Origin of the sequence: Crocosphaera chwakensis CCY0110 (assembly GCF_000169335.1) — a bacterium.
GTDB classification, from domain to species: domain Bacteria; phylum Cyanobacteriota; class Cyanobacteriia; order Cyanobacteriales; family Microcystaceae; genus Crocosphaera; species Crocosphaera chwakensis.
Window position 1 is genome coordinate 97,244 of sequence record NZ_AAXW01000009.1, and the last position, 23,134, is coordinate 120,377.

The 23,134-nt window shown below is 38.6% G+C and carries 24 protein-coding genes; 11 read left to right on the top strand and 13 right to left on the bottom strand.

Annotation, left to right across the window (positions count from 1 at the left end; translation table 11 throughout):
• From CY0110_RS07975 to CY0110_RS07995, 5 genes are all read left to right on the top strand, one after another.
• A complete protein-coding gene (locus CY0110_RS07975) occupies nucleotides 1-189 on the top strand; it encodes a DUF4089 domain-containing protein (RefSeq protein ID WP_008274880.1) in 189 nt (62 codons plus the stop codon).
• Nucleotides 186-1,559: an AtzE family amidohydrolase gene (locus CY0110_RS07980; RefSeq protein WP_008274881.1), complete on the top strand. Its 1,374-nt coding sequence runs from the start codon at nucleotides 186-188 to the stop codon at nucleotides 1,557-1,559. The genes CY0110_RS07975 and CY0110_RS07980 overlap by 4 nt, the downstream gene beginning before the upstream one ends.
• Before the next feature lie 107 nt (nucleotides 1,560-1,666).
• Nucleotides 1,667-2,275, top strand: coding sequence for a flavin reductase (locus CY0110_RS07985; RefSeq protein WP_008274882.1), 609 nt, complete (start codon nucleotides 1,667-1,669; stop codon nucleotides 2,273-2,275).
• Between the two features lie 53 nt (nucleotides 2,276-2,328).
• Nucleotides 2,329-3,528, top strand: a complete 1,200-nt coding sequence (locus CY0110_RS07990) for a M20 family metallopeptidase (protein WP_008274883.1) — start codon at nucleotides 2,329-2,331, stop codon at nucleotides 3,526-3,528.
• A 5-nt stretch (nucleotides 3,529-3,533) separates the two neighbouring features.
• Complete coding sequence (locus tag CY0110_RS07995) at nucleotides 3,534-4,586, top strand: P-loop NTPase family protein (RefSeq protein WP_008274884.1); 1,053 nt, start codon at nucleotides 3,534-3,536, stop codon at nucleotides 4,584-4,586.
• 80 nt (nucleotides 4,587-4,666) lie between these two features.
• On the opposite strand, the gene CY0110_RS08000 is transcribed toward CY0110_RS07995, so the two are convergent.
• Both CY0110_RS08000 and CY0110_RS08005 read right to left on the bottom strand, forming a co-directional pair.
• Nucleotides 4,667-5,446: a carbonic anhydrase gene (locus tag CY0110_RS08000; RefSeq protein ID WP_008274885.1), complete on the bottom strand. Its 780-nt coding sequence runs from the start codon at nucleotides 5,444-5,446 to the stop codon at nucleotides 4,667-4,669.
• Nucleotides 5,447-5,886: 440 nt separating this feature from the next.
• Nucleotides 5,887-6,858, bottom strand: a complete 972-nt coding sequence (locus tag CY0110_RS08005) for an aldo/keto reductase (RefSeq protein WP_008274886.1) — start codon at nucleotides 6,856-6,858, stop codon at nucleotides 5,887-5,889.
• A gap of 156 nt (nucleotides 6,859-7,014) precedes the next feature.
• Here CY0110_RS08005 and CY0110_RS08010 point away from each other — a divergent pair, with 156 nt between their 5' ends.
• The 3 genes from CY0110_RS08010 to CY0110_RS08020 all read left to right on the top strand — a co-directional run bounded on the left by CY0110_RS08010 (nucleotide 7,015) and on the right by CY0110_RS08020 (nucleotide 8,818).
• On the top strand, nucleotides 7,015-7,632 hold the full coding sequence (locus tag CY0110_RS08010) for a DUF6391 domain-containing protein (protein WP_008274887.1): 618 nt from the start codon (nucleotides 7,015-7,017) through the stop codon (nucleotides 7,630-7,632).
• Nucleotides 7,633-7,743: 111 nt separating this feature from the next.
• A complete protein-coding gene (locus CY0110_RS08015) occupies nucleotides 7,744-7,965 on the top strand; it encodes a photosystem I reaction center subunit IV (protein ID WP_008274888.1) in 222 nt (73 codons plus the stop codon).
• Nucleotides 7,966-7,981: 16 nt separating this feature from the next.
• Entirely contained in the window at nucleotides 7,982-8,818 is an 837-nt protein-coding gene (locus CY0110_RS08020) for a DNA-formamidopyrimidine glycosylase (protein WP_008274889.1), read from the top strand.
• 37 nt (nucleotides 8,819-8,855) lie between these two features.
• Here the strand turns inward: CY0110_RS08020 and cobA are convergent, their stop codons facing one another.
• Nucleotides 8,856-9,635 carry a uroporphyrinogen-III C-methyltransferase gene (cobA, locus tag CY0110_RS08025; protein WP_008274890.1) on the bottom strand — a complete coding sequence of 260 codons (780 nt, stop codon included), beginning with the start codon at nucleotides 9,633-9,635 and terminating at the stop codon, nucleotides 8,856-8,858.
• A 49-nt stretch (nucleotides 9,636-9,684) separates the two neighbouring features.
• Complete coding sequence (locus CY0110_RS08030; RefSeq protein ID WP_008274891.1) at nucleotides 9,685-10,563, bottom strand: sirohydrochlorin chelatase; 879 nt, start codon at nucleotides 10,561-10,563, stop codon at nucleotides 9,685-9,687.
• A gap of 253 nt (nucleotides 10,564-10,816) precedes the next feature.
• Between CY0110_RS08030 and CY0110_RS08035 the strand changes: the two genes are divergently transcribed.
• On the top strand, nucleotides 10,817-11,770 hold the full coding sequence (locus CY0110_RS08035) for an ABC transporter ATP-binding protein (RefSeq protein WP_008274892.1): 954 nt from the start codon (nucleotides 10,817-10,819) through the stop codon (nucleotides 11,768-11,770).
• A 43-nt stretch (nucleotides 11,771-11,813) separates the two neighbouring features.
• Entirely contained in the window at nucleotides 11,814-13,538 is a 1,725-nt protein-coding gene (locus tag CY0110_RS08040) for a hypothetical protein (protein ID WP_008274893.1), read from the top strand.
• A gap of 110 nt (nucleotides 13,539-13,648) precedes the next feature.
• Here CY0110_RS08040 and CY0110_RS08045 read toward each other — a convergent pair whose 3' ends face one another.
• From CY0110_RS08045 to CY0110_RS08060, 4 genes are all read right to left on the bottom strand, one after another.
• The gene (locus CY0110_RS08045; RefSeq protein WP_008274894.1) at nucleotides 13,649-14,308 is read right to left on the bottom strand and encodes a DUF4335 domain-containing protein; all 660 of its coding nucleotides are present in this window, start codon (nucleotides 14,306-14,308) and stop codon (nucleotides 13,649-13,651) included.
• A complete protein-coding gene (locus CY0110_RS08050) occupies nucleotides 14,305-14,934 on the bottom strand; it encodes a DUF3038 domain-containing protein (protein WP_008274895.1) in 630 nt (209 codons plus the stop codon). Before CY0110_RS08050 ends, CY0110_RS08045 begins: the two co-directional genes overlap by 4 nt.
• Before the next feature lie 97 nt (nucleotides 14,935-15,031).
• On the bottom strand, nucleotides 15,032-16,213 hold the full coding sequence (locus CY0110_RS08055; protein WP_008274896.1) for an aldo/keto reductase: 1,182 nt from the start codon (nucleotides 16,211-16,213) through the stop codon (nucleotides 15,032-15,034).
• A gap of 53 nt (nucleotides 16,214-16,266) precedes the next feature.
• Nucleotides 16,267-16,890 (bottom strand): SDR family oxidoreductase, encoded by a 624-nt coding sequence (locus CY0110_RS08060; protein WP_008274897.1) that lies wholly within the window; start codon nucleotides 16,888-16,890, stop codon nucleotides 16,267-16,269.
• Nucleotides 16,891-17,036: 146 nt separating this feature from the next.
• Here CY0110_RS08060 and CY0110_RS08065 point away from each other — a divergent pair, with 146 nt between their 5' ends.
• Nucleotides 17,037-17,780: a DUF1997 domain-containing protein gene (locus CY0110_RS08065; protein WP_008274898.1), complete on the top strand. Its 744-nt coding sequence runs from the start codon at nucleotides 17,037-17,039 to the stop codon at nucleotides 17,778-17,780.
• A 63-nt stretch (nucleotides 17,781-17,843) separates the two neighbouring features.
• On the opposite strand, the gene CY0110_RS08070 is transcribed toward CY0110_RS08065, so the two are convergent.
• From CY0110_RS08070 to CY0110_RS08090, 5 genes are all read right to left on the bottom strand, one after another.
• The gene (locus CY0110_RS08070) at nucleotides 17,844-19,220 is read right to left on the bottom strand and encodes a M23 family metallopeptidase (RefSeq protein ID WP_008274899.1); all 1,377 of its coding nucleotides are present in this window, start codon (nucleotides 19,218-19,220) and stop codon (nucleotides 17,844-17,846) included.
• Between the two features lie 112 nt (nucleotides 19,221-19,332).
• The gene (locus tag CY0110_RS08075) at nucleotides 19,333-19,815 is read right to left on the bottom strand and encodes a GNAT family N-acetyltransferase (protein WP_008274900.1); all 483 of its coding nucleotides are present in this window, start codon (nucleotides 19,813-19,815) and stop codon (nucleotides 19,333-19,335) included.
• 200 nt (nucleotides 19,816-20,015) lie between these two features.
• Nucleotides 20,016-21,728, bottom strand: coding sequence for a glycerol-3-phosphate dehydrogenase (gene glpD, locus CY0110_RS08080; protein WP_008274901.1), 1,713 nt, complete (start codon nucleotides 21,726-21,728; stop codon nucleotides 20,016-20,018).
• 190 nt (nucleotides 21,729-21,918) lie between these two features.
• Nucleotides 21,919-22,362, bottom strand: coding sequence for a rhodanese-like domain-containing protein (locus tag CY0110_RS08085; RefSeq protein ID WP_008274902.1), 444 nt, complete (start codon nucleotides 22,360-22,362; stop codon nucleotides 21,919-21,921).
• 28 nt (nucleotides 22,363-22,390) lie between these two features.
• On the bottom strand, nucleotides 22,391-23,125 hold the full coding sequence (locus CY0110_RS08090) for a TIGR04283 family arsenosugar biosynthesis glycosyltransferase (RefSeq protein ID WP_008274903.1): 735 nt from the start codon (nucleotides 23,123-23,125) through the stop codon (nucleotides 22,391-22,393).
• Between the last annotated feature and the right edge of the window lie 9 nt (nucleotides 23,126-23,134).

The window sequence follows — 23,134 nt, forward strand, 5'->3', positions numbered from 1 at the left end:
ATGAATAATAAGGATATTAACATCCGAGAATACATCGAACAAACATCTGTCATTATTGATTTACCCATTGATGCTGAATATATGCCAGGAGTAATTGATAATTTAACAAGAATTGCTGAAATTGCTATATTAGTTACTGAATTTGAACTTCCTGAAACTGTTGAAGCTGCCCCCATTTTCCAACCATGAATATCAATTATTTAGATGCGATCGCCCTAAGTCAAAAAATAAAAAAGCAAGAAATTTCAGCGACTAATATTATTAGCCAATTCATTCATAATATCGAACAACAAAATCCGATATTAAATTGTTTTACAACTATTTTAAAAAATAAAGCTATTGAACAAGCAGAAAACCTTGACTATAAAATAACAAAAGGTGAAGATACAGGTGTTTTAACAGGTGTTCCTTTTGCTGTAAAAAATCTCTTTGATATTGAGGGAGTTATAACCTTAGCAGGTTCAAAAATAAATCAAGAAAATGCGCCAGCAACTCAAGATGCAACAGCTATTAAAAAGTTAAAAGCAGCAGGTGCTATCTTAGTCGGTGCTTTAAATATGGATGAATATGCCTATGGGTTTGTCACAGAAAATAGTCACTATGGGGCAACGCCAAACCCCCATAATTTAAGCAGAATTTCAGGAGGATCGTCAGGAGGATCGGCTGCTGCAGTTGCTGCTAATTTAGTTCCCTTTTCTTTGGGATCAGATACGAATGGTTCAGTTAGAGTTCCTGCTGCTTTATGTGGTGTTTTCGGACTAAAACCGACTTATGGAAGGTTATCGAGAACAGGTACGGTTTTATTTTCTAATAGTTTAGATCACATCGGAGGCTTTACTCGCTCCGTGCGAGATATGGCAGCTATTTTTGATATTTTACAAGGAGAAGATAAAAATGATCCTGTGTGTACTTCTTTACCTCCTCAATTATGCTTTGATAAATTACATGAAGACATTAGCCGTTTAAAAATTGCTGTCGTAGGTAACTATTTTCAAGAAGGGGCAGAAACAGAAGCTTTAGAAGTTGTTGAGACTGTGACAAAATTATTAAATATAAATAAAATAATTAGTATCCCAGAGGCACATCGAGCGAGGGCTGCTGCTTATATTATTACAGCTTGTGAAGGGTCTAACTTTCATTTACAAAATTTGCGATCACGACCTCAAGATTTTGATTCAGCTACCAGAGATCGCTTTTTGGCAGGGGCTTTTATTCCCAATACCTGGTATCTACAAGCGCAAAGATTTCGTCGTTGGTATCGAGATCAAGTTAAAGAACTTTTTCAAAAGGTTGATGTCATAATTGCCCCGACAACTCCCTGTGTTGCCACGACCTTAGGACAAGAAAAAATGATGATTAATGGAGAAGAAATATTAATCCGTCCTAACTTAGGCAGGTTTACTCAACCCCTATCTTTTATTGGCCTACCTGTGTTATCTTTTCCTATTTTAAGACAGAATAAGTTACCCTTGGGAGTGCAATTAATTGCTGCACCTTATCAAGAGTTAAAAATCTTACAAGTAGCAACCTTTTTAGAAGAAAAGTTACGTAAATTGTAAAGTTTAAGTACAAAAATTTCTTAAACTCCCTAATAATAAGTATGATCAAAGTAGAATAAATTAGAGTTTGAGATATCTTTCTTAACTCTTTGCCAGAGGGAAAGCTTATGTCTTCAATTACCAGCGATCGCCTCATTTCTCTGGATATAACTCAACCATTATGGGATCGTTTCTTCATGGTGGCACCTTTAGTGATCGTTGGCACTAAAGAAGCAGACGGCAACTATGATCTTGCACCGAAACACATGGCGATGCCCTTTGGTTGGGATAATTATTTTGGGTTTATTTGTACCCCAAGTCATGGTACTTATCAAAATATTGTTAGAGAAAAAGCCTTTAGTGTCAGTTTTCCACAACCTAATCAAATCTTACTCACCAGTTTAACCGCTACTGTCCGTTGTGAGAATAATCAAAAACCGCTTTTATCAATCTTATCTACACTTGCCACTACTCAGATAGACAGTGTTTACCTCGAAGACAGTTATCTTTATTTAGAGTGTGAACTAGATAGAATTATAGACGAATTTGGAGATAATAGCTTAATTGTAGGTAAAATTATAGCAGCCCAAGTGAAAGAAACAGCTTTAAGAAGAAGTGATCGCGACGACCAAGACATTTTACTCGATATTCCTCTGTTAGTCTATCTTCCTCCTGGACGCTATAGCATCATCGATCATAGTTTCTCCTTCCCCTTCCATGCAAAGTTTCATCGTTAAACCAGTGATCAATCAGTCATTAGTTTTTTAGTCTCCCCACATTCAACTGAAAAATGACCACCCCAACCCTAACCCCTTCGATGACTCAATGGCTACTTGACTATCTCCACAGTCGTCATGGGGAAATGGTGGATCTTTTGAAACAGTTAGTCTTAGCAGAGTCTCCTTCAACTATTCCCACCGCACAAAAAACAGTCCTCTCCTTGCTCAAAAATGCTCTCTTAAGCCGTGATTATCGGGTTCGCTATCTCAAAGGTCAAAATACAGGAGGACATCTCTTAGCAGTACCAAAACAGCGCATTAAAGGACAACCGAGACAACTATTACTCGGTCATTGTGACACAGTTTGGCCTTTGGGAACCCTAGAAACCATGCCATTAGTCCAACGAAACGGCAAACTGTACGGTCCAGGAGTCTATGATATGAAAGCAGGGTTAATACAGACTATTTTTGCCTTAGAAAGCCTTTTATATCATGATTTGACCCCTACAGTTACCCCTATCTTTTTAATCAACTCCGACGAAGAAATAGGCAGTAAAGAGTCGACTCCTTATATTCGTCGCTTAGTGCAAGGATGTGATCGCGTCTTTGTCATGGAACCCTCTTTAGGAGAAAGGGGACAACTGAAAACCCGTCGGAAAGGAGTAGGAAGGTTTACAGTGAAAGTTGTTGGTAAAGCTGCTCATGCCGGCTTAGAACCGGAAAAGGGTGCTAGTGCCATTTTAGAACTATCCTTTGTTATTCAACAACTCTTTGCCCTCAATGATCCTGAACATGGCATTACAATTAATGTCGGAACCATTAACGGGGGTATTCGTTCTAACGTGATCGCTCCAGAAAGTACCGCAGTGGTGGATGTCAGGGTACTCCGTCAAGAAGATGCTGAAAAAATAGAACAGAAAATCCTCAATTTACAACCCACTACCCCCGATACTCAACTCATCGTTACCGGAAAAATCGGCCGGCCACCAATGGAAAAAACTCCAGACAGTGAAAGACTATGGCAACGAGCTTATCAACGAGGGTGTGAGTTAGGGTTAACCCTTACAGAAGCGATCGCAGGAGGTGGGTCTGATGGTAATACAACAAATCTATATGCACCCACATTGGATGGTTTAGGTGCAGTGGGAGATGCTGCTCATTCTCCTGGGGAGTTTATCTATCTCGATAGTTTAGTGGAGCGATCGGCATTATTAGCGAGTTTGTTGCTTGATCCGCCTTTAGTCAGTGACCAGTTATCAATGAAGGGATAAAAATCATGAACACTAACCTTTTAAACCCACCTTATTTATACAGTTCCTTAACTCGTATTTCTGATCTGCAAGTCAAACCATTTGATGTGGTTTCTTTACCCAGACAACAATGGGAAACTGGGGATTATGTCGTTGGAGAAGTCTTATCTCCTGTTCCTGTTAATGTTAAGTTAGAATTGCCTAACGGACGCTTAGCTAGTCTTTTAGAAGGCGATCGCATTATTGGAGCGTTTGGTATTCGACGAGCGACTCTAGAAGCAGTCGGAGAATGGCAGTCTATTGGAGAAGATGGAGGTATGGATAATATGACTTGTGCCGGTTTGTTTGGCAAAGTTACCTCTAAGTCCTATTTATTACCTCCTTTAACTTCCCTTCAATATCAAGGCCATGTCTTACGTCATGGTCAAAAAGTTTCTATGAAAGATTTTGTCCCAACTATTTCCTATCATCCTTATGACTGTCCTACTATCATGATTATTGGTACATCAATGTCGGCTGGAAAAACCACTTCTGCTCGCATTATTATCCATCAATTAAAACAGTTAGGATTGAAAGTTGTTGCAGCTAAATTAACTGGTGCTGGACGTTATCGTGATATCCTATCAATGAAAGATGCAGGGGCTGATTATATTTTTGATTTTGTAGATGTGGGACTCCCTTCCTCTGTTGCACCCCCTGAAGCATTTAGGATTTTAGTGCGTCAATTATTGAGCATGATGGCAGCTAAAAATCCTGATGTTGTTGTCATTGAAGCGGGTGCTTCTCCTTTAGAACCTTACAATGGTTCTGTGGTCTTAGAAGAACTGAAACAATACATTTATTTAACGGTTTTATGTGCCTCTGATCCTTATTCTGTGGTTGGTGTTTGTCAGGGATTTGGCTTTTTACCCGATCTGATTACAGGGATCGCCACCAGCACATCTTCAGGGGTAGAATTGGTGAAAAAATTAACCCAAATACAAGCGTTAACGTTATCAGAACCCGGTGCTTTATCTATCCTGACTCAGTTGTTAAACGATAAATTAGGTTTGAAGGATAAACTATTAACAACTGCCTAGACAAAAAAATTTTTTTCTAGAACCATTTTCACATGGGCTATTGTGTAAGGTGGGTAATGCCCACCCTACTCCGAACACATTTAACTTGATTGATTCATGATCAATTCTACTAAGCGATCGTTATGTTCTTGAATCGGTCGAGCATTCATCGGATATAAGTCCATAAATTGTTCAATTTGTTGCCTCGATGCTTCTATGGGTTCTGTTATCATATTCCAGAGAACATTCTCACTACAAGGCGGTGTCGTTAATGACCCCTGATAATGAAAATAAGTAGGATTATTAACTATAAAATTAGCCCCATTGATCGTCTTATTTTTGACTTCTTGTATTCCTTGCTTTTCTGATAGATTTTCCCAAATTGTTGCCAGAGTTGGGTTAGCTTGTCCTTCCTTAATAAAAAGACCGATTACTGCAATTTTTCCTTGCTCGTTTTGATGCACTAAATGTAGTTCCATCTCACTTTTTTTACCATTTAAACTATGTTCACTAGGAGTATGAAAATGAAACTGTTTTAATTCATACTTTTGTCCATTAATCAGGACATAACTTCCTGGTTTATAATTAACTTCGATGGTATGACCATTATTATTAATCACTAAGGGAGTTGCTTGATAATGGGTTTCAATGTTTCCGTTTTCTCTAATTAAATTAGATGAGGTTAAATGAATTGGTGATTGAAATAATCCTGTTGAACAAGTTTCATATTCAATACTAATTTCTCCCCATCTATCAGGATTATTTTCTCCTTCATAACTCCAAGTGCTATTCAATTCACCTGCCCCTAAAACAACGGACATGGTTGAAAAACTAAATAATAAACAAACCAAAACCCAACGGACAAGTTTAGTATTTTTCATGAACAAATTTTCCTCGATTTCTCTTCTTGTTGACTCCCCTCTCAACGAGAAATCTATAACTTTATCCCACCTAATCTAATTATATCCGTCAGGTTATTTTTTAAGATTAAAAAATTTATTAGCTTTTAAAAGCATATTTAATTTATTTTGTCAATTCCCTAGTGATTATACTTAGTGTCCTTTTTAGTACATTTGCTCAAAATTAAACCTAAACACCCGAAAAAATCAGTAATACACAAACATCATTTTACGAAATTATAATAGTTACAGACCCTATTTTTATAAAAAGATAAACTACGCCTAGATTCTCAATCTTGCTGATCATACCATAAAGGCGGAACTTCGTTGACTATTGAGAAATATTTTCATATTTTTCTTAATAAAGATTTAAAGCTGTGGTTTAAATTTTAAAACTATTTAAGAATATTGATAAGTTTACATTATGTCCAACGACGAAAGAAAGTATTTTCTTCCCATACCTTTGCGGTTAAGGTTTCTATCTCAGAAAGTTGGGAGGGGTTAAGAGGTTGAAACTGAGACGCGACTTGAACATTACTTTGTAACTGTTGTATTGATTCGGCAGCTATGATGCAGCTATGAACACCCCCCAAAGAGAGAACATAACCCATAGCCTGATTCATGCTTGATAATGCTCCAGGTCTTAATAATCGTCCATAAGCAGGGATTTTCATGGCAACCACACCGACATTCTTTTGCTTAGCTACAGGTAAGACCGTTGTACTAAAAGGACGAGGATGATGAACATCAGCAGCATTCAAAGAAACCAAAGTCATATCGAAAGGATACCGTTGCAGAGCATTAGCAATAATATCAGGTTCATGATGACCGCTAATGCCAGAAAAGCGGATGATTTTTTGCTCTTTTGCCTCTTCAATGGCTTTAGCTGCTCCATTTTTACCAAAAATTTGGTCTAACTCTTCTGCGAACGAAACATGATGTAACTGCCAAAAATCAATATGGTCTGTTTGCAGTCGTTTTAAAGACCGTTCTAACTCGCGCCATGCGCCGTTATAGTCCCGTTGGTCGGTTTTTGTCGCGATTACAACCTGGGAACGATGGGAGGGTAGAACTTTGCCTAAATAGTCCTCACTCGGTCCATAATTAGCTGCCGTATCAAAGTAACGGATACCCAGTTGTAGGGCTGCTTCAATAAGTGCGATCGCTTCTTTTTCTTGGCCGTGTTTAGATAAAGGCGTTTGTCCTGCTCCTCCTAACCCTAAAATGGGGACAGAAACCCCAGTATTGCCTAATTGTCTTTCTGGTAGAGGTGCAACAGGGGAAAAAGCGATTTTTTCAACCGTTTCGGACTGATTGGCTTTTTGACAAGCCACCGTCCCCAACATACTCATTCCTACTAATAAAAAATTACGACGAGTCTTAAAAGAAGTCATGAACCTCAATCTTAGAATTCTTTACTTATGAATATAACGCAGAAAAATGCTGCTCCCATTACAATAGACTTAAAGAAGATGTAATTTTAGTCAGTGGTTAGACACTGTGACTATCAAATTTAACTTCTGAGTTTTTAGTTCTGACTTCATTCAATTATGACCAACTCGGTTAACCCTGGCACTGGAAACCTTTGGGACTTTGACTGGTATCAGCCCCAACATCATCAAGATAGCGATATTTTACAACAACTGGGATTTATTCCAGGATTAAAAGAAGTTCTGATGTTGCGTCAAGTTCATGGGTTAGAACATGGAACGGTTTGGGTCCTTAGTGAAAGCAAACAAGGGTTAAAAGATAATGAAAACTTAGGGGGTTTATCCACTCCCAATGGCTTTTATCTCTACGGAGACGTTAACCATTTAGATGTACAAAAAGCCGTCAGTAAAGCCTTACATCGATTTCGCGCTGGCATTTGGAATTTAGCCGTACATCCCCGTTGCGGTACCAATATGTCCGTTAATATGTTACTGACCACCAGTTTTGTCTTGGGAACCCATCTACTACTTCCCAAAGGACCCATTGAACAAGTTTTAGGCTTACTATTGGCCACTTCCACAGCATCCCAACTATCCCCCGATGTGGGTATCTGGGCCCAGAAATATCTCACCACAGCTATTCCCTTCAATTTAGAACTGGTACAAATCGCCCGAACCCGTGATTTTTCAGGACATCCAGCCTATTTCGTTGAACTGAACTGGAGAGATTCGCAATAAAACTTAAAGTTTTGAAGTAGCAAGGTGTTGCGATCCAATAGTAGGCTTTTATAGATAAGGAGCTTATTCCTTACCTTTGTTTTGAATATCCATTTATTAAGGACAATACCTATGGTCAAGCGTGGAGATACCGTTAGAATTAAACGCAAAGAATCTTACTGGTACAACGACGTTGGTACCGTTGCCACTGTCGATAAAGCTGGTATCATCTATCCTGTCGTCGTCCGTTTTGATAAAGTCAATTACACTGGCTACAGTGGTAGTGCTACTGGAGTTAATACCAATAACTTTGCTGAAAACGAATTAGAAGTAGTTGCTTCTAAATCTAAGTAATTCGTTTCAGGATTAAATGCCAGAACTTCCTGAAGTTGAAACAGTTTGCCGAGGGTTAAATCAATTAACCTTTGGGCAAACTGTTCGGGGTGGGAAAGTGTTGCTACCTCGCACCCTTGCTTACCCCGTTTCTACACAAGAATTTTTAGAACAGATTCAAAATGCTACTTTTGGTCAGTGGCAAAGAAAAGGTAAATATTTACTGGTTCCCCTAGAAGATGATAAAGGATGGTTAGGGGTTCATTTGCGCATGACAGGACAATTATTATGGGTTCAACAAGACGAACCCTTATCCCGTCATACTCGTTTACGATTATTTTGCGATCGTTCTCAAGAATTAAGATTTGTCGATATTCGTACTTTTGGTAAAGTGTGGTGGGTTCCCCCTCATACCCCTCCCGAAACCATCATCACAGGATTGCAAAAATTGGGGCCAGAACCCTTTTCAAAGGCGTTTTCGTTAGATTACTTCAGAGATAAATTAAAGGGTCGTCAGCGCAATATCAAGACCATTCTACTTGATCAAAGTGTAGTGGCAGGGATGGGGAATATCTATGCAGATGAAGCTTTATTTAAAAGTGGTATTCGACCCACAACCCTAGGGAAAGAATTAAGCCAACCCCAAATTAAAGAATTAAGAATAGTCATGATAGAAGTGTTGAAAACGGCTATTAAAGAGGGTGGGACAACCTTTAGCGATTTTCGAGGGGTTACGGGGATAAACGGTAATTATAGCGGTATTGCTTGGGTGTATGGTCGCCATAACCAACCTTGTCGGGTGTGTGGGACACCCATTGAACGAATAAAATTAGGGGGACGGTCTTCTCATTTTTGTCCTCAATGTCAACAATAATTTAAAACTTAGGGTTAAACTAAATTACGCTTCGGCCTTACTCTCCAACTCCACCATAACCGACTAATTTTGAATTTAACTCAACTACTTGACCAATAATAGCGATCGCAGGTGCTTCAAAATTTGCTGTTTCTACCTGTTCAATAATCGTTTCTAACATCCCTATTAACTGTTCTTGTTCGGGCCTGGTTCCCCAACGAATTAAAGCGATAGGAGTCTCGGAAGTCAACCCACCTTCTTGCAATGCAGTAACAATATTATTGAGGTTATGAACCCCCATATAAATAACAATCGTTTCCGAACCTTGTGCGATCGCAGTCCAATTAATATCCGGTCGATATTTTCCCACTGCTTCGTGACCGGTTACAAAGGTAACAGAAGAACTATAACCACGATGAGTCACAGGAATACCCGCATACGCAGGGGCCGCAATACCGGAAGTAATTCCTGGAACCACTTCTACAGGAACCCCTGCATTAACCAAGTCTTCCATCTCTTCCCCTCCGCGTCCGAAAACGAAGGGATCACCTCCTTTGAGACGAACCACCACAGGATACTGTCGCGCTTTCTCGATTAAAATTTGGGTGGTTTCTGCTTGCAACTTAGAATGACGACCCCGACGTTTTCCTGCATCGATTTTAACGGCTTTGTCACCGATCATATCCAAGATCGGAGGGCTTACCAGCGCGTCATAAACCACCACATCAGCGTGTTCAAGCAATGTTTTACCTTTTAAGGTCATTAACCCTGGATCGCCTGGTCCTGCGCCGACTAAATAGACTTTTCCTAAACAAGTTTCGCTGATATTTTGCGTCATATTTGATTATTTCCTCTGTTATCAGTGATCAGTGAACAGTTACCAGTGATTAGTTATCTATCAACTGACTAACCATCAATTGAGCTAATTCTGGGGTTGCGCCTAGGGGTTGTCCTAAGTTAAGTTGAGTTTGGGGTAAACTATTCTGTAACTGTTGGACTTGTTCTTTAATCACTGTAGTAATGCCTCCTGTGAAGAGAAAATAAGGCACAATAGTAATCTGTGTTTTCCCTTGTTTCACTAAAGCATCAACTTGGTCTGATAAACTGGGTTCAATACTCCAATAAGCTACCTTAGCGTTTAATTGAGAAGCGATCGCTTCAACCGAATCATTTCCCCCATGACGACGACTACCATGAGCGATAATAATTCTAGCGTTTTGGGGATGACTTGAGAACTGACGGGCGATAATCTTAATTAACCCTTTATAACTCCCCAAATAGGGACATAATTCTATGTTTATTTTAGGGTTTATTGTTTCTTGGGCTATGGCTATTTCTCTGGGGATATCTTCTCTAACATGAACCCCAGGTAAGAGAAATAAAGGCACAATTTTTAGATTGTTAATGCCCATATTTTGAAGTTTCGTAACAAATTGTTGAATTTTCTGGGATAAAGAGACTTCAGATAATTCTAAGGACGCTGTTTCTACTATAGTGAGTTGGGGGGCAATAACGACACTATTTCGCCCTCCTATTTTTTTCCGCAAGGTTTTCCTAAAGTAATAGTTTGGTTTCTCTTCTAAGATTTCGTTGTTACTCTTTTCTCGTTGGTTAAACGAAGATACTGTAGAAGAATTGTCATGATGATTGAATTTGAGGTGTTTAAGTTCTTCTTCTACCAAATAGGATAGACGTTCTAAAGCAATTTGAGGCCGTGGATCACGACTTCCGTGGGAAACGAGAAGATAAGCTGATGTTAAAGTCAAGGTCTATATTAAAGAATTCCGTATGTTTTTATCATAAGGCAATTGTCTAACTGTCATCTTTTAGTGGTCATTTGCTTAAACAAAAGGCTAAGCTAACTATATTAACTAAATCGTGCAACTAATTTAAAGTTAAGTCTTAGATGGGGAGTCAGGAGTCAGGAGTCAGAAAAGAATATGTTCTGGTCACTAATAACTGATAACTGTTCACTGATACTTCGACAATAGCTCAGTACAAGTAACTGATAACTGAATTATGATAGCCTCAGAATTAGCGATCGCCACCTCTAACCTTACCAAGCAATTTGAACGTCATATTGCGGTCAATAAGCTAGAATTAGAGGTACAACCAGGAGAAGTTTACGGTTTAATTGGACCTAATGGTGCCGGAAAAACCACGTTGATGCGAATGTTGGCTGCTGTCGAAGAACCTACTACAGGGGAAATTCATATTTATGGCGATCGCTTATTAACGGATAATAGTCACCCTCGTCTCAAGCAAAAATTAGGCTATCTTCCCGATGATTTTCCTTTATATGAAGACCTCAATGTTTGGGATTATTTAGATTATTTTGCTAGACTGTATCACCTTAGATTACCCCATCGTCGTCGTCGTATTCAAGAAGTTCTAGAATTAGTCCAATTAACCAGTAAAAAAAACAGTAATATCAAAACCCTTTCACGGGGAATGAAACAACGATTAAGTTTAGCTAGAACTATCTTACATGATCCCCTTTTACTACTATTAGATGAACCAGTTTCCGGATTAGATCCCATTGCTAGAATGCAGTTTAGGGAAGTAATTAGAATCTTACAAAGCGTAGGAATGACGGTATTAATTTCTTCCCATGTATTAAGTGATTTAGCAGAATTATGTACTTCTGTTGGTATTATGGAACTGGGATCGTTAGTAGAAAGTACCTCACTAAAAGACCTCTATGAACGATTGTCCCATCAACAAATTATTATCAAAACATTAGGGGATTTAAACCAATTACAACAAGAATTAAAAGGTTTTCCGAATGTAGAAGAATGGGAAATCATTTCCCATCAAAATAGTTTACGAGTTAACTTTGCTGGAGGAGACGAAGAAAGTGCCAAATTACTAAAACATCTCATTCATAAAGAAATTCCCATTGCTGAATTTCACTGCACTCAAGAAGACTTAGAGTCTATTTTTCTCAATTTAGACCATAAACAAGCATCATAATTGATGAAACTAACTCACACAAAAATTTAGGAGGAATAAGTCAATGTTATTGACCTATATTGATAAATTCGGGGACTGGAATCCCCAATTGTCACGAGAATTAAAAGGACGTTTTAAACTTCGTAATTTATCAATTGCTGCTGTTATTGCTATTGGTATTCAAGTTTTATTACTATTAACTTTTAGTGGGGAACTTCCCATCGATCCTAATACAATAGATGCCCCTCCATTTCAATATAGTCGCTATTGTACGGCTACACCACCAGAGAATTCTTATCCTCCTTATAATCAACTATATTGTATTAAAGATTTAGTAGGAAATTGGGTCATTAATTGGCAACTTTGGTGGTTAGATATCTTTAAAATTCTTAGTGTCACTGGTTTATTTATTTTATTAGTAACAGGAACTTATTTACTGATTGCCGATTTATCCAAAGAAGAAAATAAAGGAACCTTAAACTTTATTCGGTTAACCCCTCGATCTTCTAACAATATTCTTTTAGGAAAAATGTTAGGAGTTCCTGCTATCATTTATTTCTTGTGTTCACTTCTATTTCCTTTACATTTAATCGCTGGATTTCAAGCCCATATTTCTCCTAATTTGATGCTTGCCTATTATGCAATAATCATAGTTAGTTGTGGCTTTTTCTATAGTCTGTCTTTGTTCTTTGCTTTAGTAAGTTCAAAGTTAGGAGGATTTCAATCTTTTTTAGGAAGCGGACTTGTTTTACAATTTCTGTTGATAACAACAAGTATCCTTTTATCTTCCCATGATTTTATTTCCCATACTCCCTTAGATTGGTTTATATTGTTTTATCCAGGAACTGTTTTAGCTTACTTAGTTGAGTCTGCCTATATTCCCGTAAAAACTACTCAAATTGACTACGAAACCCTCCATCAATTTGCTTGGTATGGTAAACAATTTTGGCAAAATTCTTTTTTAGGAATTAGCTTTATTTTTGCTAATTATTGCCTTTGGACTTATTGGATACAACAAGCATTAAACCGTCGTTTTCGTAACCCTAATGCCACCTGGATAAGTAAACTCAATAGTTATGGAATTTCAGCCAGTTTTATTATTATCGCCACAGGATTTGTCTTTCAATCAGGTCGTCGCGGAAGATTTGAATATCACATTTTTGACAATTTTATTGTCTTACAAATGTTTATGATTCTCTTTGCTGGTTTGTTAATAATAGCCTTAAGTCCTCACCGTCAAACTTTATTTGATTGGGCAAGATATCGTCATCAAACCCCTCAAAATCGTCGTTCTCTTCTACGAGATTTAATTTTAGGAGAAAAAAGCCCCTCAACCTTGGCGATCGCTATTAATTTAGGCATTATGTTTGCCTATCTTATCCCAACAATATTAATAGCACCTTTAAACGATCCTTTTGCTGTTTTAGTCGGATTATTTATCAGCCTAAATCTGTTAATTATTTATGCTGTAATTAGTCAAAGAATTCTCTTATTTAAACTACCAAAACCCACTTTAATTGCTACTGTAGTTATTGGTGTTTTGGTGGTAGTTCCGCCTGTTATGTTTGCCATATTACAACTGACCCCCCGCGAAGTTGCAACCCCTTGGCTATTTACTATTTTCAGTTTAGCTGCTTTCGATCACTATCTAGATACGATCACCTTTATGTCAGTTATCTTTCCTTTATTAAGTCAATGGGGACTCATTGCGTTAGGTAGCTACGAAATGAGCAAACGTTTACAAAAAGTAGGAGAATCTGAAACTAAATCATTATTAATGAATAGTTAATACTTAATAAGTATCGAGGGGAATAGAAAGATCATCTTACCTGTTCCCTCTTGTCTATCTTTGTAAGTAGCCGATAGATAATTAGAATTAGTATGATAAACAATCACTGCTCACTGTTGAGGAGGAGTTTCTGAGGAGGGTTGTCCTAATGGTACAGTTTCCGTAGGCGGTGCCGATAAATCTGGTTCAGGTTCCTTGACTTCAGGAGACGGAATAAAGAATAAAGCAAACCCTGCTACCACTAAACTAGCAATTCCTAAAGTAGCAGGAATTGCTCGCTGAGCTAAAGGCTCATCTGGGGGACGATAACGACGGGATAACGGTCTTAATTGTAAGCTTAAATTAGGTAATGTCTGACTATCGGCAATAAATTGGTCAATTGCTTCGACTAAATCAAATAATTGTACCGTTGTTAAAATGATTTCTACGGGTTTGTCTGTTTGAGTAGATGGATGCCAAATCAAACGATGAACATCTTGGCCAGAGACTCTCTCAATATTAATCCCATCTTCTTCAGCTTGACTCTGGACAGGATGAGGTATCCCGCTAAGATATCCCTGAGCGTATTCACTCACTGTTTTCACTAAATTCTCTAGTAAACTAGAACCCCCTTGCAGTTTGTTAGCAATTCCCATAAACCGACATTCAGTATTAACTAAAATTGAGAGTACAGGACGAGGGTCTGTGCTATCAGTAGAAGAAATATTATTATTTAACCCTTCTAAAATGAGCGTACAATTGGGTAAATTATACTGACGTTGAATATTCACGCAACCTCCCCGTCAAATAAACTAATCCAAAATCGTTGCATTCCAGCAGTACCTGTACAAAATAATAGCTGTTTTAATAAAAATAGGGCGAGTTCATTTAATTGATCTTCCGAACTCAGATAAACAGATACTTTAGCACGACGGGGATTCATACGACTACGAAAATGAGCGCGGAATTGATCTAAATATTCAGCTAACAGAAAATGACAAGTGACTGGTAAGCCTTTTTGGTGCATTTGCTGCTCTGCTAGTAATAATTGGCGAATTTGAACTGTTAGAGGCTTAACACGGTAATTAGCAATAATAACCAACGCTTTTGCTTGTTCTATGGTTAACGTATCACGAGTATAAGCCCTTCGCCAAGGATTCGTAGAACGCAGTCGCCACAGTGCAATGCGATTTTTAATAATTTTTTCGAGACTAAAGTGTTTAATCGTGGTTAACATCTGCTCTGATGCCCCTAATTCTAATGCTTCAAGCGCAAGTAGTAAAAGGTCGATATGTTGTTGAATACGACCAGCACATCGTTGTCCAGAAATGGTGAAGTCTGGTAAAACATCTAAAATAATTGGTTTTGACTCAACAGAAGGATTAGAATCGGCCATTGTGGTTGTAGAAGAACTCATCTTACCATAGCATCAGACATCATATCCCAAATGAATAGGACTTGTGAACTTTAATCAATATAACGTCTTTATTTAACTTGACAACAGGATACTCCGCTTAATTCTGAGATAAGCGTTGTACAGACTGTCCTCCCAATAACTCGTGAGCTTCGGCTAAATAGTCGGGGATTTTTTTTTGATGGGGACTACGACTTAAACAACTAGATAAATCTAATTGTTTGGCATTTTCTGCATTTTTTCCAGGAAACCAATGTCCCCCATTTCCTAACAAATTATAGCGCATTTTTCCATATTCAGTCATGTCATAAGCTAAAGCTAAATTTCTCAACCATAAAATCGTTTTAATATTAATATTGCCTGGGATTTCTTCATAGTCGGGTAGCCCTTGATCCCAAGTATTAACCCAATCTTCCCCTAACACTTTGATAGATTCTTCTTCTAATTTAGCCAAAATAGGCTTTAATATGGGTTGCGGATCATCTAACAACGAAAGAGTCTTTAAATGTTCATCAAAATCTGTCGGACGAGCAGCCCCTAAACTAAGGGTATGAACTTCTGGGTGGGATAAACAAAAAAGATCATTAAATACCATCGGGCTTAACGGTTTGCATAATTCCACTAATTTTTTCGGGGGATCATATAGTTTTCCACCCTTATCAGAAGGACTAATAATAAACACTCCCATATCATGTTTTTTAGCAGCTTCGATGGCAGACCAATTAACTTGATTAATATAGTACCAATGAAGATTAACGTAATCAAATTCGTCAGTTTCTATGGTTTTTTTGATAATATCCGTAGGTCCGTGAGTTGAAAAGCCAATAAAACGAACTTTCCCTTGTTCTTGTAACTTTCTCGCCTCTTCTAAACAGCCTCCAGGACGAACACAATAGTCTAAAATTTGTTCAGTATTAATACCATGTAATCCCACTAAATCTACATAGTCTAATTGTAAAAATTTCAAAGATTGATTAAATTTTTGCCGAAACTCTTTAGGATCTTCTTTAGGAGAAACTTTGGTTTGAATAATTAATTTTTCCCTAGGTAACTTAGGTAATACTTTTCCTAGTTGCATCTCTGATGTTCCGTACCCTCTGGCGGTTTCAATATGATTAATTCCTACCTCTAAAGAACGGTTAATTGTTGCTTCTAAATTACGCTGATTATTTCGAGGAATTTGCCAACTCGGAACATCTTTCCACTTGTATTGATAACGCATACCTCCACAGGAAAATACAGGCATTTCTAACTCGGTGCGGCCAAATCTTCGATATTTCATGATCAGTAATCAATAATTAAAGAACTTAGGAGAATAACTATTTTTCAAGCAATTTAAGCTGCATCGGGTTGAGTGATTATTTCTAGAATTCGTTGCTGATATTCATTGTTAAACAGAGAATCTACGCAAACTTGAGCAACTTTTGATCGAGGAATACTTCCTTCAAACAGAGTATCTGCGGATGACACCAAAATTGGATTTGAGTTATCCTCGTTCTTAAGACCACCAGGACGGACAATCGTGTATTTCAAGCCACTATTTTCTAAATAGGTTTCTGCTTGTTTTTTCCAATATAAAACTAACCAAAAAAGATTAAGGGGATGAAAAAATTTCGAGACACAAAGGGAAGAAACTAACACAAACTGTTCTATTCCTTGCTTTTTAGCAACATCGACTAAATTTTTTGTCCCTTGATAGTCCACCTGATAAGGGCCGCTAGGATCAAGACTCGGTGTTGCACCCGTTGCACACAGTAATACAGTGCATCCTGTCATAGCTTTAGTCAAACTGTCCACGTCAAGGACATCACCCACGGCTAACTCGACTTCGGGGGGTAAAATATTTTTTCCTTTGTCTTGATCTCTAACTAATGCTCTGACAGGGATTTGACGATTGACCAATTCTTGGACAATTCTACGACCTGTCTCTCCGGTTCCACCAGCTACCAATGCTTTCATCGTCACACTCCTTGAACTTCATCTAAAATGGATACTGTAACATTTCTTTATTGTATGAAGTTTCCTAACTTTCGTAACAGTCTAGAAGTCTGATGGCCCGATAGCTACTCCAAAATCTCTGTAAACTAACTGATTAAGAAATCGTTATGCAATGTCAATGGCTCAATAATCATCCCAATAAGGTCTCTGAGGTATCTTTGGGTAATCTTGAAGATAAACAGGCTACTCAATCTTTAGAAGTCACTCCTGTTCATTTTAAGACCCAATTCGCAGGGTATATGGAAATGTATAGTGATGCTGACACCGTCGCCAACTACCTCAATGCTCATCAAAGATGGTTTTGTCGTTGTGCAGCACCGATGAAAACCGAACCGATTGGCAATAACGGTTATATTTTAACAGTGGGACGATTTGGCTCTTTTGGCTACGACGTAGAACCTAAATTGGCTGTTGTTCTAGAACCTTCAGTCAATGGAGTTTACGATATGCACAGTATTCCTATTCCTGATGAACCCTACTTAGGCTATGAGGTCGACTATCAAGCCTCTATGAGCATAAAAGAAATCCCTAGTCATTTAGCTAACTCAGGATTAGAAAAAGCTTTCAGAAAACATGATAACCCTCAGTTACCTGAGATGATTACCAAAGTAGAATGGCATTTAGCGATGGATGTGGCAGTGCAGTTTCCTAAATTTATTCATAAGCTGCCTTTATCTATGATCCAAAAAACAGGCGATCGTTTATTAACTCAAATTGTCCGTCAAATTTCTCCCCGGTTAACCTACAAAGTTCAAGAAGATTTTCATAGCGGACATAACCTGCCCATTCCTCCTAAAACCAGTCGCCATCTTGAGAAAATTGAAGAATCTAGTTTAGACGAAGCAGCTTAGTCTTCGGAGAAGTCAGGAGACAGGAGTCAGAATAATTAATGACTTTTTGCCTCCTGCCTATTTTTAACCTTCAGGGGTTGTACTCTCTTGAGCGTACTGCATCGCACGCATTAAATTATCCATAGCGTATTCTAGATGAAGGCCAGCATCCACAGCGACCCATCCTTGTTCTGTTAGGTGTCGCCACTCAAAATGGAGGTGTGGCCCTGTAGAATAACCGGTACTACCAAGCCGTCCAATAACTGTCCCCTGTTCGACCCATTCTCCAGGTTGGACATAGATATCAGAAAGGTGAGCATAACGAGATTCTTGGGTTCCTTCGAGGTGACGTAATACCACCATTAACCCATAACCACCAGACCAGTCAGCATGGGAAACTTCTCCACCATAGGCCGCTAACACGGGAGTTCCTAACGGTGCGCCAAAATCAGTCCCATTGTGCATCCGTTGGGTTCCAGAAATGGGGTGAGTCCGCCAACCAAAAGCAGAGGTCATGGTGGCGACTACTGGTAAGGGAAAGATTAAATCGGTTTTACGTGCTTGAGGTGTATTAGACCCATACATAGAAGCAGCACGGTTATAACGAGGCAAGGGTTCTAAAGCAATGGATAACCCCTGGCGTTGTATCGGTTGTAAATTAACCACCTGTTCAGAGCTAATGGGACGGCGTTTTAAGCGCAGAGGCTCGACTTTTTGAGGAGAACTAACTGTTTGAGCTACCTGAGTTGTTGCTTGGGTTTGACGAGACGCTAAAGTGACACGACGGGACGCTAACTGCCGAGGTGCTTGAACTTTGGGTTTAGAGGGTTGAGTGGCAACTGCACCACAATTTCCCCCAGACAATTGACCATTTTGGGCAACGGTTTGACAACCCGTAGACCGTTCCGTTAAGACTACTTTATTGGGTCGGGTAATGGTAGGGCTAGAATTACCGTAGCTTTTAGTATCAATATAACTATTTTGACCTCCTGCAGTGGTGACAGAAGGGGATAACTGGATGTTTTGGTGTTGAGTTAAAGCTTCTTTTAAAGTTTTAGGCGGTTCGTTTTTAGAGGTTTGGGGATCTAAGATTTTAGGGGCTGATAATTTAACTTTTGGTTTAGAGGTTTCACGAGCCTGGGAAACTGAGGGTTTGGGGGAAACTTTGGGTTGATTGGGTTTATTAGAGGTGCTTCTTTGTACAGGTTTTGGACTACTAGAAGCAGTTGGAGGAACATAGGGAGATGCTTTCGGCACTTCTATTGGCGATGGGGAAGCGGGTTCAGGTTTAACAGTGGGGGTAGGATTTTCAGGAATCACTAGGGTTTCTGTGGATGCGATCGCACCATTGAATCCCATACCACCCGTTAAAATACCAAGTCCGCTCACCAAACTGATGCCTTGTTTGAGCAGGGTTTTTCTTAAAAAGGGTTTTGATTTTAAAGTATGATGTTTATTCATTTCCGTCTCACTTCTCACAGTAGGCGACTTGTTAAAGCATCATAACGAATTTTAGGATAAATCAGCGAGTTAATTAATAATGGTAAGATTAGGTAATGGTTAAAAAATGTCTTTATTCGTTGATATTCCAAGATTTAAGCATTAAATAAGATTGAGGAGAAAATCCTAATTTATTATAAAGTTTCCTGGCAGCTTGGTTTCGTTCAAATACCTGTAGTCCAATTTGATGATAGCCTTGCTCCTGCACCCATTGTTGTCCTTGTTCAATTAAGGTTGTCGCTAACCCTTGACGACGATGATTCGGTTTAACGTAGATTAAAAAGATGTGTCCGTAGCGATCGCCATTCACTTGATCGACTCCAGTTCCCATCCACAGACAACCGACTTCCTCCGATATTGTCGAGTTTTCGGGTTGATAGTTAATCCACCACAAGGGGGTTTTTGAGGATAAATATTGTTCTATCGTAGTGCTGAGATGACTAAAATCAGACTTCTCGGGAAACAACTCTTCGTAGGTGAGTTGCATAAATTTCAATAATTTAGCTTTATCATGAATTTTTCCTGGTTTCAAATGATAATCAGATAAAAAAGACATTTCTCTCATCAATAATTATAAAAGAATCCTCGCAGTCTTGACGCGAGGATTACTTAAATCAAGTTAGCTCACTAACCTTTATTATGTAGCACTACGATGCTTAGAAACAACGAACAGTAGGCTTTCATTGCATTTTGAAAATTGAAAATGTTCTAACTTTCATGGGTATTGCTATAGTAAGTTAACCTTGCAAAATAGGTTTAAAAAAGAGGAACTTCTTCTTTATCCCAGTTTCTGGGTTCGACTTCGCTATTCACTTCATCAAAGTCAGGGATACAGTTATGTTTCATATAACTGAGATAATTCTCTTTAGCGGTTGCACATTTATAGTCATCCCAACCACAATAGGTTTTTAGGGTGTCAATAAGGGTTGATAACACTTCTAACCCATAATGAGCTTCCATAGCGATTGCAGTCCGACGACGGGCAATATCGACTAATGTATGAGCATATTCATGGCGCACCGCATAAACGACCTGTGCTTTAATATCGGGTAACTCAGGGGTAATTAATTCCCCTAACTTGGGTTCTGAGTCCACTAACCCCAAAACATTGACCGCTCTTGCTCCATACACCTTAAAGAGATGACTAATAGACTGACGAGGTACTTTATCCTCGTAGTTCAATACGGTTTGTTGAATCAGGGAATCATTAGGCAAGATAGCACCGGGTAAGAGTTGATCTTCTGTAGGACAAGGAGGAGCAGACTTGCCTAATTTTTTGTAGACTTTATCCACCATTTCTTCTCCTACTTGACGATAGGTGGTTAACTTTCCGCCAATGAGAGAGATAAGATTTTTAACCCCTTCTTTGCTGTGGTCAAAGAGAATATGACGACGGGTAATACTCCCTGCTTTTTTCCCTTCTGCGTTGGGTAAGGGACGAACTCCCGAATAGGTAAATTTTACGTCGTCACGAGATAAGCGAGCATTGGGAATAATATTATTGGTTTCTTGCAGTAAATAGTCAATTTCATCGTTATCAGCTTTTAATTGATCAGGGGTTCCATCAAAACGATAATCCGTTGTTCCGATCAAATACATTCCCAACCAAGGCACAATAAAGAAAGGACGGCCATCGGATTTAGCTTCTACATATAAACTGGTGTCAGGCGCGCCGGCAAAGGGTTCAACCACAATATGACTACCTTTAGTTCCACCAATTTTTTTGGTTTTACCGATGGGTGCGTTGTTACCATCTTTAACCCCTAACTCACAAACATTATCAACCCAAGGGCCAGAGGTATTAATCACCATACATTTATCTTTACCCTTAACCGTAAATTCTTCCCCTGTGAGAACATCTTTACAAGTGAGATGGGTGATTTTATCCCCTTCGCGGTGTAATTGAGTTGCTTTGACGTAGTTTAGCACCGTTGCTCCGGCTTCGTCGGCAGCAATGATATTTTCTAAACACAGTCGTTCTGCATAGGTCACTTGACCATCATAATATTGGGCCCCACCCACTAAACCATCGGGGTCCATAGAGGGAAATAGTTGTTTAAATTTTGCTTCAGAGAGCATTCTATGGGAAGGAACAGTCTTATCTGCGCTTAGAATATCGTAGAGAAACATTCCTGCCCAAATTTTCCAATAGGGACGAGAACGATTTTTGTAGATAGGGATGGTTAATAACAAGGGTCTAACCAAATGGGGAGCGGTGTGTAAAAGAATTTCCCGTTCTCGCAAAGATTCTCTAACTAAGGGAACTTCAAAGTATTCTAAATACCGTAAACCACCATGAATGAGACGGGTAGACCAGCTTGAGGTACCTCCGGCAAAGTCGCCTTTTTCAATGAGAATAGTTTTTAAACCTCGTAAAGCCGCATCCCGTGCGACTCCTGCTCCATTGACTCCGCCACCAATCACGATGAGGTCGTAGGTTGTTTGTTGAATGGATTGAAAATCTCGCACGATTCTTATAAATATAATTTAACTACTTATAATATAATCTAGCGATATTTTCAGATTATTGAAACTTGAATTTTTTTTGTGAGGGTTCACAAGGAACTTGAGTGGGGTGTTAGGAGTTCAAATTTCTCCCCTGAAATAATCAAAGTTGAAGACGATCGCAGAGAATTTAAACATAGTTAATTATGTTTTTTTATAGCCAAAAAGACCAAAATAGATTTAATGGGTGAATAAACGAGACAATTTTTTCACCACAGAAAACAGGACGATGCTCACTAAACCAAAGAAAGATAGAACCTTTGAGATTAAATACTTTTTCATAGCCCATTTTTTGTAGTCGTTGAGCTAGAATCGCTGAACGGTAGCCCACAGAACAATAGGTGATAATTGGAGAAGCATTAGAACAGTGAATCAAAGGCTCTATTTTAGGTAGATCATGAGGAATTAAATAAGCTCCTTGAAGATGGCTAATAGTATATTCTAGGGGACTTCGAGCATCTAAAAGTAAGGGATCTGGTCTATTTTTATCTTCAAGCCAGATGGCTAATTCTTCTGTAGAAATATGATTAACATAAGGACAGCGAAGTTGAATCAGTGAGTTTAATAAATTCCATTTGAAAGCGTAACAAAGTCTCATAAGAAATTAATCAAAAAAAATTGATAAATTAACGAATATCAGCATAAAATTGTTTGAGATAATCTGCACTAACTCCTAAACCCCAAAGAATCCCTATCCACAGATAAATGATATTAGCTTTAAATGATCCTAACTTAGCTACACGACGATCAGAACATTCTACGACACGGTTGAGTAAGCAGATACGTCCATAAGGAACTAACTTCAAACATAAATCAGCGTCTTCCATGATGGGGAGATTAGTATCAAAACCGCCACAGTTCCAGAAATCACGCTGACGACAAAACATAACTTGATCGCCAAATAACAAGCGTAAACCTTTGACAAAAAAGAGATGGGGACGAAACAACAAAGGTGCATAATAAGTTTTGAGATAATTGTGTAAAGAAGTTCCCCATCGGGTGCTATTCGCTCCTCTCATTAAAGAAATAAAGCCACCGCAAGCTATTTGCCGATTATTTAAGGTCTTTTCAATAATGGTAACTAAATTAGATGGAACTAAGGTATCAGCATGAACAAAGCAAAGGTAATCTCCTCTAGCCAATTTTGCACCCTGATTCATTTGAATAGCTCGTCCCTTTGTAGAAGTAGTCATTAGAGTTACGTGATGATTATTGGCAATGCTCAATGTGTTGTCTTGACTGCCACCATCAACAATAATAATTTCTTCTGGAGGGGGTTCTAAGAAATTTAGATATGATAAGGTTCGTCCCAAGCACTCTTCTTCGTTGAGAGTAGGAATAATAATCGAAAGACTAGGCATAAATATTAA